Source organism: Streptomyces sp. UNOC14_S4 (assembly GCF_020740835.1).
Taxonomy (GTDB): Bacteria; Actinomycetota; Actinomycetes; order Streptomycetales; family Streptomycetaceae; genus Streptomyces.
This window is the reverse complement of sequence record NZ_JAINFC010000156.1, coordinates 1-15,074: the sequence shown is the minus strand read 5'-3', so window position 1 is coordinate 15,074 and position 15,074 is coordinate 1. Positions and strand designations below refer to the sequence as shown.

Here is a 15,074-nt window from a genome sequence, read left to right as displayed (position 1 = left end):
GCCATGCCCGCCCACTGCGAACCCTGCCCCGGGAACACAAAGGCCACCTGCCCACCGGCCGCAGACCCCTGCACCACACCAGACGCCATACCGCCCTCAGCCAGAGCAGCAAGACCGGCCAGCAGCCCCTCGCGGCCCTCGCCGACGATCGCCGCTCGGCGCTCCAGGGCGGAGCGGGTGACGGCGAGGGAGTAGCCCACGTCGACCGGGCGGGCCGCCGGGTCGGACTCCAGGCGGGCCAGCAGCCGCTCGGCCTGCGCGCGCAGCGCCGTCTCGCTCTTGCCGGAGAGCACCCATGGCAGCACGCCCGGCTGTCGCGTGGCCTCCTCGGCCGCGGCCTGTTCCTCCGCCGGGGCCTGCTCGACGATGACGTGCGCGTTCGTACCGCTGAAGCCGAAGGCGGAGATGCCCGCGCGGTGCGGGCGGCCGGTCTCCGGCCAGGGGGTGGCCTCCCGTACGAGCGCCACCGAGCCGGCCGCCCAGTCGATGTGCGGGGAGGGCTCGGCGATGTGCAGCGACTCGGGCACCACGCCGTGCTGCATGGCGAGGACCATTTTCATCACGCCCGCGACGCCCGCGGCGCCCTGGGTGTGGCCGATGTTGGACTTCACCGAGCCGAGCAGCAGCGGCTGGCCGGCCGGGCGCTCCTGGCCGTAGGTGGCCAGCAGCGCCTGCGCCTCGATCGGGTCGCCCAGCGACGTACCGGTACCGTGCGCCTCGATCACGTCCACGTCGGCCGCGGACAGCCGGGCGTTGGCCAGGGCGCGCCGGATGACGCGCTGCTGCGACGGGCCGTTGGGGGCCGTCAGGCCGTTGCTCGCGCCGTCCTGGTTGATGGCCGAGCCCCGGATCACGGCGAGCACCTTGTGGCCGTTCTTCCGGGCGTCGGAGAGCCGCTCCAGGAGGAGTACGCCCACGCCTTCGGCCGGGCCGAAGCCGTCGGCGTCCGCCGCGAACGCCTTGCAGCGGCCGTCCCGGGACAGGCCGCGCTGCCTGCTGAACTCGATGAACAGGCCGGGCGTGGACATCACGTGGACGCCACCGGCCAGCGCCAGCGAGCACTCCCCCAGCCGCAGCGCCTGGACGGCCAGGTGCAGGGCCACCAGCGAAGCCGAGCAGGCCGTGTCGACGGTGACCGCCGGGCCCTCCAGGCCGAAGACGTAGCTGACGCGGCCGGAGAGCACGCTGGCGGCGTTGCCGGTGCCCAGGTGTCCGCCGAAGTCCTCCTCGGCCTCCAGCGCCACCGGCAGGTAGTCGGAGGCGTTGAGGCCCGCGAAGACGCCGGTCTGGCTGCCGCGCAGCGCGGCCGGGTCGATCCCGGCGCGCTCGAAGGCCTCCCAGGACGTCTCCAGCAGCAGGCGCTGCTGCGGGTCCATGGCCGTCGCCTCGCGCGGCGATATGCCGAAGAACGCCGGGTCGAAGCGGGTGGCGTCGGCGAGGAAGCCGCCCTCGCGGGTGTAGGTGGTGTCCGGGGTGTCCGGGTCGTCGTCGAACAGGTTCTGCAGGTCCCAGTCGCGATCGGCGGGGAACGCCGTCGCCGCGTCGCCGCCCGCGGCCAGCAGCCGCCACAGCTCCTCGGGGGTGCGGACACCGCCGGGGAACCGGCAGCTCATTGCCACGATGGCGATCGGCTCGCGGGCCTGGTCCTCGAAGCCCTGAAGGCGCCGGTACGCCTCGTCGAGTTCTGTGGTGACCTTCTTCAGATATTCGCGGAGCTTTGCTTCATTCGCCATGTGGCGTTTCCTCTTCGAATGCTGTGGATCGTCGGGGTGGTCGGTGGGGTGGTGCTGCCGCGCTTCGGACGGCTGAGTTCCCCGTTTTTCGTGGGCCGGTCCTTTCGGACCGGCCCACAGGGATATCTCAGCTCTTTCCGAACCTCTTGTCGATGAAGTCGAAGAGCTCGTCGTCACTCGCTTCTTCGAGCGCGTTCGCCCCGGCGGTGTCATCCGCGGCGTCGCGGATGTCGTTCCACTTCGTCAGCAGGGACTGCAGGCGCACCGCGACGCGGTCGTGGGCGGCCTCGTCCCCGGCCATCGCGGCCAGGTCGTCGGGCGACTGTGCGGACAGCATGTTCTCCAGCCGCTCCAGCTCCTCCAGGACGGAGAACCCGGACTCGGCCGCCTCCGGAGCCACCTCGGCCCGCAGGTGGCGCGCGAGCGCCACCGGGGTCGGGTAGTCGTAGACCAGCGTCGCCGAGAGCCGCAGTCCGCTGGCCGCGTTGAGGCGGTTGCGGAGCTCCACGGCGGTCAGCGAGTCGAAGCCGAGCTCCTTGAACGCCTGCTCGGCGCCGACCTGGTCCTTCGAAGCGTAACCCAGGACGGCCGCGACCTGACGGCGCACCAGATCCAGCACGGTGCGCTGCTGTTCGGCCTCGGACAGACCCGTGAGCTGCTCCGCGAGCGTCCCGCCCGTGGCCTCGGGGGCCGTGACGGCGCGTCCGGACTCCGCGGCGCGGCGTGCGGGGGTGCGCACCAGGCCGCGGTGGAGCGGCAGCAGTTCCCCGGCGGCGGCGTTGGCGCGCAGGGCGGCCAGGTCCAGCCGCACCGGCACCAGCACCGGCTCACCGGCCCCGCGGGCCGCGTCGAACAGGGCCAGGCCCTCCGCCGCGGACAGCGGCAGCACACCGCCGCGCGCCGACCGGTCGAGTTCGGCCGCGCCGAGCGTGCCCGCCATGCCGCGCTCCTCGGCCCACATGCCCCACACCAGGGACACGGCGGCGAGGCCGCGGGCCCGGCGGTGCCGGGCGAGGGCGTCCAGGAAGACGTTGGCCGCCGAGTAGCTGCCCTGGCCGGGGCTGCCGAAGGTGCCGGCCGCCGCCGAGTAGAGCACGAAGGCGGACAGGTCCAGCTCCCGGGTCAGCTCGTGCAGGTTCACGGCCGCGTCGACCTTGGGCGCGAGCACGCGGTCCACCCGCTCCGGCGTCAGCAGGTCGATGACGCCGTCGTCGAGCACGCCCGCGGTGTGCACCACGGCCGTGAGCGGGTGGGCGGCCGGGACGCTCGCCAGCAGGGCGGCCAGCGCCTCCCGGTCGGCGGCGTCGCAGGCGGCCACGGTGGCCTCGGCGCCCAGCTCGCGCAGTTCCGCGGTGAGTTCCGCCATGCCCTCGGCGGCCGGCCCGCGCCGGCTGGCGAGCAGCAGGTGGCGTGCGCCGTGCTCGGCGACCAGGTGCCGGGCCAGCAGGCGGCCCAGACCACCGGTGGCCCCGGTGATCAGGACGGTGCCCTCCGCGTCGAAGTCCGGCACGGTCTCCGCGGCCTCCGCGGCGGGCGAGGCCACCCGGGCCAGGCGCGGCGCGTACACCGTGCCCGCACGGAGCGCGAGCTCCGGCTCGTCCGTGGCGAGGGCGCCCGGCAGGGCCGCGAACGAGACGTCACCGTCGACGTCCAGCAGCAGGAACTGCTCGGGGTTCTCCGCCTGCGCGGCCCGCAGCAGGCCCCAGACCGGCGCGTTCACCAGGTCGGTGACCTCGGTGTCGCCATCCGTGGCGACGGCGCCGCGGGTGACGACCACCAGCCGCGCGGTGCCCGGCCGACCGCCGTTCAGCCACTCCTGAAGCAGGCTCAGGGCGCGGTGGGCGGCGGCGTGCACGGCACCAGCGAGGTCGTCGCCCGCCGCGTCGCCCGGCTCGGGCAGCAGCGGCAGCAGCACCGTCTCCGGTGCGGAACCGCCCGCCACGACGGCCGCGTTCACGGCGGCGAGGTCGTCGTACGCCTCGACGCGCACCCCGGCCGCCTCCAGCGCCGCGCCCAGCTTGCGCTCGTCACCGCCGCCGATGACGGCGAACCGCCCGGCGGGGGCCCCGGACGAGGAGACCGGCAGAGCCGTCCACTCGACGCGGAACAGCGACTCGTGGCGGCCGTCCGTGGCCGTGGACGCACCGGAGATCCGGTCCACGTCCAGCGGCTGACCGGCCAGCGCGTCGACGGTCGCGACGAGCGAGCCCGCCGCGTCGGCCAGGACCACCGAGACCGCCCCGTCCTGAGCCGGGTCGGCGGCCGGGGCCAGCCGTACGCGCAGCGCGTCCGCGCCGATCGCGCGCACGCTCACCCCGCGCCACGAGCCCGCCAGCGCGGCACCGTCGGTGTCCGCGGCCAGCAGCGTCAGCGGCTGGACCGCGGCGTCCAGCAGGGCCGGGTGCAGGGCGTAGCGCGCCGCCTCCGGCTGCCGGTCCTCCGCGATCCGGACCTCGGCGAAGAGCTCCGCACCGCGCCGCCAGACACGCTCCAGGCCCTGGAAGGCCGGGCCGTGCAGAAGCCCCGTGCGGGCGAGCCGTGCGTAGACCTCGTCGACCGGCACGGGCTGCGCCTCGGCGGGCGGCCAGACCTCCAGCCCGGTCACACTCGCCACGGCCCCGGCGGTGGCCAGCAGGCCACTGGCGTGCCGGGTCCAAGGCTGGTCCGCCCGCTCCGGGCGGGAGTGGACGGAGAACGTACGGCTGCCGGTGGCGTCGGGCTCGCCGACCGACACCCGCAGCTGCACGCCACCGTGCTCCGGGAGCACCAGCGGTGCCTGCAGGGTCAGTTCCTCCAGCAGCTCGCACCCGGCGTGGTCACCGGCGCGGACGGCCAGCTCGACGAAGACCGAGCCGGGCACGACAGCCGCGTCCCCTGCCGCGTGGTCGGCGAGCCAGCCGTGCGAACGCAGCGACAGGCGGCCGGAGAAGAGGAACGCGTCCGAGTCGGGCAGCTCCACCGCGGCACCCAGCAGGGGGTGACCGGCGGCACCGAGCCCCATCGAGGCGAACTCGTCCAGGTCCAGCAGGGCATCGGCCCAGTAGTGACCCCGCTGGAAGGCGTACGTCGGCAGGTCCACGCGGCGCGCGCCCGTACCGGCGAAGAACGCCTCCCAGTCCGGAGCCGTACCCCGGACGAACAGCCGCGCCAGCGCGTCCGTCGCCGCCTGCGCCTCCGGCCTGCCCTTGCGCAGAGAAGGCACGAGCTCGGCACGGCCGGGCTCGGCCAGGCACTCCTGGGCCATCGCGGTCAGGACGCCGTCGGGGCCGAGCTCGACGAAGGTGGTGACGTTCTGGGCTTCCAGAGCGCGGATGCCGTCGAGGAAACGGACCGCCTCACGGACGTGACGGACCCAGAAGTCAGCCGTGGTGATCTCCTCGGCGGAGACCAGAGCACCGGTGAGGTTGGAGACGATCGGGATGCGGGGGGTCTCGTACGACAGCGTCTCCGCCACCGCACGGAACTCCTCCAACATGCCGTCCATACGCGGCGAGTGGAACGCGTGGCTGACCGTCAGACGCTTGGTCTTACGACCCTGCGCCTCAAAACCGGCCGCGATTGCCACAGCCGCGTCCTCATCACCCGCAATCACCACCGACTGCGGACCGTTGAGAGCCGCGATGCTGACGCCCTCCGTCAGCAGCGGCAGGACCTCGTCCTCCGACGCCTGCACCGCGATCATCGCGCCACCGGCCGGAAGCGCCTGCATCAGACGACCACGAGCCGCCACCAGCGTGCAGGCATCCTCCAGCGACAGCACACCCGCCACATGCGCAGCAGCAAGCTCACCGATCGAGTGACCGGAGAGGAAGTCCGCCTTGATACCCCACTGCTCGACGAGACGGAAGAGCGCCACCTCGATCGCGAACAGCGCGGGCTGCGTAAAGCCGGTCTGATCGAGCAGTCCGGCGTCCTCGCCGAACATCACGTCCATCAGCGGACGCTCAAGGTGCCCGTCCAAGTGCGCGCGCACCTCGTCCAGCGCATCCGCGAACACCGGGAACGCGCCGTACAACTCACGGCCCATCCCGAGCCGCTGGCTGCCCTGACCCGTGAACAGGAACGCCGTCTTGCCACCGACCGCGGAGCCCATCACCAGACCCGCGGCCGACTCACCACGCGTCAAGGCCGCCAGACCCGCCAGCAGAGCGTCCCGGTCCCCCGCGGCCAGTACGGCCCGGTGGTCCAGGGCGCTGCGGGTCGTGGCCAGCGAGTACGCCACGTCCACCGCGTCCGCCTCGGGCTGCTCGGCGAGGTGCGCCCGCAGCCGCTCGGCCTGGCCGCGCAGCGCGACCTCGGTCTTGCCCGACAGGACCCACGGCAGCACCGGGAGCTCCGCCGCCGGGGCGGTGGGCCAGCCGGGAAGCCGCTCGGGCGCCTGCTCGATGACCGCGTGCGCGTTGGTGCCGCTGAGGCCGAACGCGGAGACGGCGGCCCGGCGCGGGCGGCCGGTCTCCGGCCACTCCACCGAGTCCGTCAGCAGCGCGATCTCGCCCGCCGACCAGTCGACGTGCGGGGTCGGCGCGTCCACGTGCAGGGTCTGCGGCAGTACACCGTGCTGGAGCGCCAGCACCATCTTCATCACACCCGCGACGCCCGCCGCGGCCTGCGTGTGGCCGATGTTGGACTTGATGGAGCCCAGGTACAGCGGCTGATCCGCGTCCCGCTCCTGGCCGTAGGTGGCCAGGAGCGCCTGGGCCTCGATCGGGTCGCCCAGCGTCGTACCCGTACCGTGCGCCTCGACCGCGTCGACCTCGGCAGCCGACAGACCGGCACTGGCCAGCGCCTGCCGGATCACCCGCTGCTGCGACGGACCGTTCGGCGCCGTCAGACCGTTGCTCGCACCATCCTGGTTGATCGCCGAGCCACGGACGACCGCCAGCACCGGGTGACCATTGCGCTGAGCATCCGACAGCCGCTCCACGAGCAGCATGCCCACGCCCTCACCCCAGCCCGTGCCATCGGCAGCGGCGGCGAACGCCTTGATACGGCCGTCCATGGCCAGACCGCGCTGCTTACTGAACTCGACGAACGAACCCGGCGTGGACATCACGGTCACACCGCCCGCGAGGGCGAGCGAGCACTCGCCGTTGCGCAGCGCCTGAACGGCCCAGTGCAGCGCCACGAGCGACGACGAGCACGCCGTGTCGACCGTGACCGCCGGACCTTCCAGGCCCAGGGCGTAGGAGACGCGACCGGACATCACGCTGGCCGCGTTGCCCGTACCCATGAAGCCGTCGCCGCCGTCGGAGGAGTTGAGCACCAGCGACATGTAGTCCTGGCCGTTGGTGCCCGCGAAGACGCCGACCTGCTGGCCGCGCAGTGCGACCGGGTCGATCCCGGCGCGCTCGAACGCCTCCCACGACGTCTCCAGCAGCAGGCGCTGCTGCGGGTCCATGGCGACGGCCTCGCGCGGCGAGATACCGAAGAACGCCGCGTCGAACTTGCCCGCGTCCGTCAGGAAGCCGCCCTCACGGACGTATGTGGTGTTCTCGGCGCCGACCTCCGGTGCGTACAGCCCCTCGGTGTCCCAGCCGCGGTCGGTGGGGAAGCCGGTGACGGCGTCCCTGCCGGAGGCCAGCAGCTGCCACAGCTCCTCGGGGGTCGTCACGCCGCCGGGGAAGCGACAGGCCATACCGACGATCGCGATCGGGTCGTCGGCGACGGCCGCCACGGGGGCGGCGGGTTCCGCGACAGCGGCACCGACCTCGCCCAGGACCTCGGTCCTGAGGTGGTCGGCGAGCGCCGCCGACGACGGGTAGTCGTAGACCAGGGTGGGCGGCAGCCGCAGCCCGGTCACGGAGCCCAGCCGGTTGCGCAGCTCGACCGCGGTCAGCGAGTCGAAGCCCAGCTCCCGGAAGGCCCGGCCGGCCTCGATCGCCTCGGCGTCGGCGTGGCCCAGCACGTCCGCCACCGCGGAGCGCACCAGGTCCAGCAGCGCCCGCTCGGCCTCCGCGCCGGACAGCCCGGCCAGTCGCTGGGCGAGCGAGGACCCGCCCTCGGCCGCCGTGCCCGTACCGGACGTCTGTGCCGCCTCGGCCTCCAGCGCGGTGCGTGCCTCGGGCAGTTCCAGCAGCAGGGCGCTCGGCCGCGAGGCGGTGAAGCCCGGGGCGAGGCGCGTCCAGTCGATGTCCGCGACGGTCACCGCGGTCTCGTCCAGGTCCAGTACCCGCTGGAGCGCGGCGATGGCCAGCTCGGCGTCCATCGGCGGCACGCCCGCGCGGCGCATGCGCTGCTCCAGCGCCTCGTCGGCGGCCATGCCGCCCTCGGCCCACGGACCCCACGCGACCGACGTGGCGGGCAGACCCTCTGCCCGGCGACGCTCAGCCAGCGCGTCCAGGAACGCGTTCGCGGCAGCGTAGTTGCCCTGACCCGCGGCACCCATGGAACCGGCTGTCGAGGAGAAGAGCACGAACGCCGACAGGTCCAGATCGCGCGTCAGCTCGTCCAGGTTGGCAGCGGCCTCCGCCTTGGCCCGCAGGACGGTGGCGAAACGCTCGGGAGTGAGAGCGTCCAGCACACCGTCATCGAGCACACCGGCCGCGTGCACGACAGCCGTCAGCGGCAGCTCGGCAGGAAGCCCCGCCAGCAGCCCGGACAGCGCGTCCCGGTCGGCCACATCACACGCGGCGACCGTGACCCGGACACCCAGCCCGATGAGCTCATCACGCAGCTCCACCGCACCCGGCGCCTCCAGACCACGACGGCTCGTCAGCACCAGATGCTCGGCACCACTCTCCACCAGCCAACGGGCCACATGACCACCCAGCGCACCCGTACCACCGGTCACCAGCACCGTGCCGGAGCCCGGCTGCCAGGTACGGCCGGCCTTCGCCGGGGCCGCGCCCCGGGTGAGACGGCGGCCGAACACACCGGAGGAACGAACAGCCACCTGGTCCTCGCCGCCACGGCCGGAGAGCACTCCGGCGAGGCGCGCCAGCGCCCGGTCGTCCGCCGTCTCCGGCAGGTCGACCAGACCGCCCCAGCGCTCGGGCAGTTCCAGCGCGGCCACCCGGCCCAGGCCCCAGACTCGCGCCTGCAGCGGGTCGACCGGCGCGTCGGAACGGCCCACGGACACCGCGCCACGGGTGGCCACCCACAGCGGGCCGTCCACCCTCGCGTCGCCCAGCGCCTGGGTCAGCGCGAGCGTACGGAACAGCCCCTCGGCACCCGCGACCGCCAGCAGCGAGAACACACCCGCCACCGTGCCGCCCTCGGCCTCCGCGCGCAGTCGCTCGGCCACCGACGAACGGTCGTCCTCGGCACCCAGCTCGACGACCCGGGCCTCGGCACCGCGCGCCGTGAGCGTCCGTACGACGCCTTCGGCCCACGCCGCGTCCGCCTGGTCAGCGGCGGTGACGACCAGCCAACGGCCAGTCGGCGCGCCCTCGGCGCGGAAGGTCACCGGCTTCCAGGTCGCCTGGTAGCGCCAGGCGTCGACGGTCGACAGCTCGGTCTGCTGACGCCGCCACGAGGACAGCATCGGCAGGACGGCACTCAGCGAGGAGAGCTCCTCGGCGCCCTCGGAGCGCAGCGTGCCCGCGAGAGCCTCCAGGTCCTCGCGCTCGACGGCCTCCCAGAACCGCGCGTCCACCGCGTCCGCGGTCAGCGCGCCACCCTGGGCCACGGTCCCCTCGGGGGACTCGACCCAGTAGCGCTGCCGCTGGAAGGCGTACGTCGGCAGAGCGACCCGTACGGCTCCCGTCCCGGCGAAGAACGCCGCCCAGTCCACGGCAACACCCCGGACATGCAGCGCGCCCAGCGCCCCGGTCACCGCCTCGGCCTCGCCACGGCCCTTGCGGAGCGCGGAGACGAAGGCCGAGTCGTCGCCGGTGACGCAGTCCTGCGCCATGGCGGTGAGGACACCGTCGGGGCCGAGCTCGACGAAGGTGGTGACGTTCTGGGCTTCCAGAGCGCGGATGCCGTCGAGGAAGCGGACGGCCTCACGGACGTGGCGGACCCAGAAGTCGGCTGAAGTGATCTCCTCGGCGGAGACCAGGGAGCCGGTCAGGTTGGAGACGATCGGGATACGCGGGGCCTCGTACGACAGGCCCTCGGCCACCGCACGGAACTCCTCCAACATGCCGTCCATACGCGGCGAGTGGAACGCATGAGAGACCGTCAGACGCTTGGTCTTACGACCCTGCGCCTCGAACGCCGCAGCGATCTCGACAGCCGCGTCCTCGTCACCAGCAATCACCACGGACTGCGGACCGTTGAGGGCAGCGATGCTCACGCCGTCAGTCAGCAGCGGAAGAACTTCCTCCTCCGACGCCTGCACCGCGATCATCGCGCCACCGGCCGGAAGCGCCTGCATCAGACGACCACGAGCCGCCACCAGCTTCGAAGCATCCGCCAGCGACAGCACACCCGCCACATGCGCCGCAGCCAGCTCACCGATCGAGTGACCGGAGAGGAAGTCCGGGGTGACCCCCCAGCCCTCCACCAGCCGGTACAGCGCCACCTCGATCGCGAACAGCGCAGGCTGCGTGAAACCGGTCTGGTCCAGCAGCTCCGCATCCTCACCGAAGACAACCGCCTTCAGCGGACGCTCAAGATGCCCGTCCAGCGCATCGCACACCGCGTCGAACGCCGCCGCGAACACCGGGAACGCGCCGTACAACTCACGCCCCATCCCCAGCCGCTGGCTCCCCTGACCCGTGAACAGGAACGCCGTCTTGCTCTCGGTGGCGGTGCCCGTGGTCAGGCCCGCGGCGGTGGTGCCGCGCGCCAGGGCGGTCAGGCCGGCGCGGAGGCCGGCGCGGTCGTCGGCGACGACCACCGCGCGGCGCTCCAGTGCCGCCCGTCCGGTGGCCAGCGAGTAGGCCACGTCGGTGGCGTCCGTCGCGTCGTCCGTGGCGCCGTCCAGGTGGGCGAGGAGCCGTTCGGCCTGGCCGCGCAGTGCGGCCTCCGACTTGCCCGACAGCACCCACGGGACCGCCGGGAGCTCCGCCGCCGGGGCGGCGGTGCGGGCGGGAAGCTGCTCGGGGGCCTGCTCGATGATGGTGTGGGCGTTGGTGCCGCTCACACCGAAGGAGGAGACGCCCGCGCGGCGCGGGTGACCGGTCTCCGGCCACGGCCGGGCCTCGGTCAGCAGCTCGATGTCGCCGGCCGCCCAGTCGACGTGCGGGGTGGGTTCGTCGATGTGCAGGGTCTGCGGCAGCACGCCGTGGCGCATCGCCATGACCATCTTGATGATGCCGCCGACACCGGACGCGGCCTGCGTGTGGCCGACGTTCGACTTGAAGGACCCCAGCCACAGCGGCTGTCCCTCCGGCCGCTCCTGGCCGTAGGTGGCCAGCAGGGCCTGCGCCTCGATCGGGTCGCCCAGCGTCGTACCCGTACCGTGCGCCTCGACCACGTCCACCTCCGCGGCGGACACGCCCGCGCCGGCCAGCGCCGCGCGGATCACGCGCTGCTGCGCGGGTCCGTTCGGAGCCGTCAGGCCGTTGCTCGCGCCGTCCTGGTTCACTGCCGTGCCCCGGACGACCGCCAGCACCGGGTGACCGTTCTTGCGCGCGTCCGACAGCCGCTCGACGAGCAGCATGCCCGCGCCCTCGGACCAGCCCGTACCGTCCGCCCCGGCCGCGAAGGACTTGCAGCGGCCGTCGGTCGACAGACCCTGCTGGCGGCTGAAGTCGATGAACGTGTCCGGGGTGGCCATGACGGTCACACCACCGGCGAGCGCCATCGAGCATTCGCCGTTGCGCAGCGCCTGCGCGGCGAGGTGCAGGGCGACCAGCGACGACGAGCACGCCGTGTCGATGGTGACCGCCGGGCCCTCCAGGCCGAAGGTGTACGACACCCGGCCCGAGGCGACGCTGCCCGCGGCGCCGGTGCCGAGGTAGCCCTCCAGGTCCTCGGGGACGCCCGTCAGCCGCGTCAGGTAGTCGTGGTACATGACACCGGCGAAGACACCGGTCCTGCTGCCGCGCACCGAGGTCGGGTCGATGCCCGCGCGCTCGAACGCCTCCCACGACGTCTCCAGCAGCAGCCGCTGCTGCGGGTCCATGGCAAGGGCCTCGCGCGGATTGATCCCGAAGAACGCCGCGTCGAACTCGGCGGCGTCGTGCAGGAAGCCGCCCTCGATGGTGGAGCTGGTGCCGGACGCACCGGGGGTGCCGCCGTTCAGCGACTCCAGGTCCCAGCCGCGGTCGGCGGGGAAGCCGGAGATCGCGTCCACCGAGCCCAGGACGAGCTGCCAGAGCTCCTCGGGGCTGGTGATACCGCCCGGGTAGCGGCAGCTCATGCCGACGATGGCGATCGGCTCGTCGTCGGCCACGACAACGCTGGTCTCCGGGGCCGCGGTCACGACCTCGTCACCGACCAGCTCCGCCCGCAGATGACGCGCCAGAACCGCCGGATCCGGGTAATCGAAGATCAACGTCGCCGGCAGCCGCAGCCCCGTCACCGCGTTCAACGAATTCCGCAGCTCCACCGCCGTCAGCGAATCGAAACCGAGCTCCTTGAACGCCCGGCCGGAGCCGACCGTCTCCGCCCCCGCGTAACCGAGGACAGCCGCCACCTGACCACGCACCAGATCCAGCAGCGCCCGCTCCTGCTCCGCCGGGCTCAGCCCGACGAGGCGCTGGACGAGGCCCGACTCGCCCGCGCCCGCCGCGACGGCGTCGACCGCGCGGCGCGCCGGGACGCGGACCAGACCGCGCAGCAGCGCGGAGACGGGGCCGTTCGCGGCCTGCGTACGCAGCGCCGGGAGGTCCAGCCGCATCGGGACCAGCGTCGGCTCGTCCGTGGTGAGGGCGGCGTCGAAGAGCCGCAGGCCGTCCGCGACGGACAGCGGGGGCACTCCGGCTCGCCGCATCCGGGTGATGTCGGCCTCGTCCAGCGTGTCGCCCATGCCGCCACCGGCCCACAGGCCCCAGGCGAGAGCGGTCGCCGACAGACCCGCGGCCCTACGGTGCTGGGCGAGCGCGTCCAGGAAGGCATTGGCAGAGGCGTAATTGCCCTGACCCGGACCGCCGAAGACACCGGCGGCCGAGGAGAACACCACGAACGCCGAGAGGTCCAGCTCCCGCGTCAGCTCGTGCAGGTTCCAGGCCGCGTCCACCTTCGGACGGAAGACGTTCGCCAGCCGCTCTTGCGTCAGCGAACCGATCGTGCCGTCGTCCAGCACACCGGCCGTGTGCACCACGCCGGTCAGCGGGTGCTCGGCCGGCACGGCCGCGATCACCGCGGCCAGTGCCTCCCGGTCGGCCACGTCGCACGCGGCCCACGTCACCGACGCACCGGCTCCGGCGAGTTCGGCCGCCAGCTCCGCCGCGCCGGGCGCCTCGGCACCCCGGCGGCTCACCAGCAGCAGATTCCGTACGCCGTGCCCGTCCACCAGGTGCCGGGCGAACAGCCCGCCCAGCGAACCGCTGGCGCCCGTCACCAGCACCGTGCCGTCCGGGTTCCAGGCGACAGCTTCCGCGTCGTCCGAGGAAGCCGCGCGGGCCAGTCGCGGCGTCTTGAGGGCGCCCTCGCGGATCGCGGTCTCGGGCTCGCCCGCGGTCAGCGCGGCGGGCAGCGCGCCGAGCGAGTCGGCGTGCCCGTCGAGGTCGACCAGGAGGAAGCGGTCCGGGTTCTCCGACTGCGCCGAGCGCAGCAGGCCCCGTACGGTCGCGCCCGCCAGGTCGGTCACCGGCTCACCGGCCTCGGTGGCCACGGCGCCCGACGTCAGCACCACCAGCCGGGAGTCGGCGAAGCGCTCCTCGGCCAGCCACTCCTGCACCAGGGCGAGCGCCTCGGCACCGGCCCGGTGGGCGGCAGTGATGCCGTCCACGTCCCCGTCCGTGTCCACGTTCACGGACGGGGAGACGAGGACGAACTCCGGTGCCGCGGCACCGCCGTCGACCGCCTCGACGAGGTCGGCGTACGTGGCGTACGCCGGGACGTCCGCGCCGACGAGGGAAGCGGAGCCGAGGGCGGCCCAGGGGCCGTCGGCGTCCACCGTGGACGCGGCGGCGAGTTCGGTCCACTCCACGCGGAACAGCGACTCGTGGTACGTCGTCCGCGCGCTGCGCAGCTGCTCGGCCGAGACCGGGCGCAGCGCGAGCGACTCGACCGCGGCGACCGGCGCGCCGGTGGCGTCCGCGATCTCCAGCAGCACGCCGTCACCACCGGCGGCGGCCATCCGGACCCGCAGGCTGGAGGCGCCGCTGGCGAGCAGCGTCACCCCGGCCCAGGCGAAGGGCAGGCGGCCCTGGGTCTCGGTGCCGCCCAGGCCGCCGAGGCCCAGCGCGTGCAGCGCGGAGTCCAGCAGCGCCGGGTGCAGCCCGAAGTCCATGGCCCGGGCGTCCTCGGGCAGCAGCACCTCGGCGAAGATCTCGCCGTCCCGCCGCCATGCCCTGCGCAGGCCCTGGAAAGCGGGGCCGTAGGCGAAGCCGACGTCCCGCAGGTGCTCGTAGCGGTCCTCGACCGCCACCTCGGCCGCACCGGCGGGCGGCCAGGCGCTCAGCTCGAAGGCAGGCGCCGAGCGAGGGGTTATGGCGGACAGGACGCCGCTGGCGTGGCGGGTCCACGGCTCCTCGGAGGGAAGGTTCTCCGGGCGGGAGTGGAAGGCCAGGGGACGGCGGCCCGACTCGTCGGCCGCGCCGACCCACAGCCGCAGCTGGACGCCGCCCTGCTCGGGCAGGACCAGCGGCGCCTCCAGCGTCAGCTCCTCCAGGTGCTCGCAACCGACCTGGTCACCGGCGCGAATGGCCAGCTCCACGAAGGCCGTGCCCGGCAGCAGGACCGTGTCCATGATGGTGTGGTCCGCCAGCCAGGGGTGGGTGGACAGCGCCAGGCGGCTGGTGAACAGCATCCCGTCGGCACCCGGCAGTTCGGCGCTCGCCCCGAGCAGCGGGTGCCCGGCCTGGCCGAGACCCACGGCCGCGACATCACCGAGGTAGAGGGCCGAGGCCTTCGGCCAGAAACGCTGACGCTGGAAGGCGTAGGTCGGCAGGTCGACGCGGCGGGCACCGGTGCCCGCGTAGTACGCCGCCCAGTCCACCTTCACCCCGCGGACGTGCGCCCGCGCCAGGGTGCCGAGCAGCGTCTCCACCTCGGCACGGCCCTTGCGGAGGGCGGGTACGAAGGCCGCGCCCTCGCCGGTGACGCACTCCTGCGCCATGGCGGAGAGAACCCCGTCGGGACCGAGCTCCACGAAGTGGGCGACGCCCTGGGCCTCCAGGGTGCGCACCGCATCGAGGAAGCGGACCGCCTCACGGACATGACGCACCCAGAAGCCGGGGTCGGTGATCTCCTCGACGGAGACCAGAGCACCCGTCAGACCGGAAACGATCGCGATACGCGGAGCCTCGTACGACAGCGTCTCCGCCACCGCACGGAACTCCTCCA

General features: G+C 73.6%; 2 protein-coding genes. Both read right to left on the bottom strand.

The features are described 5' to 3' along the window. On the bottom strand, positions 1–1,733 hold a 1,733-nt coding region (locus K6I34_RS16270), incomplete at its 3' end, for a type I polyketide synthase (RefSeq protein WP_229326754.1). A 127-nt stretch (positions 1,734–1,860) separates the two neighbouring features. Beyond that, the coding region (locus K6I34_RS16265; protein WP_229326752.1) for a type I polyketide synthase at positions 1,861–15,074 on the bottom strand (13,214 nt) is incomplete at its 5' end.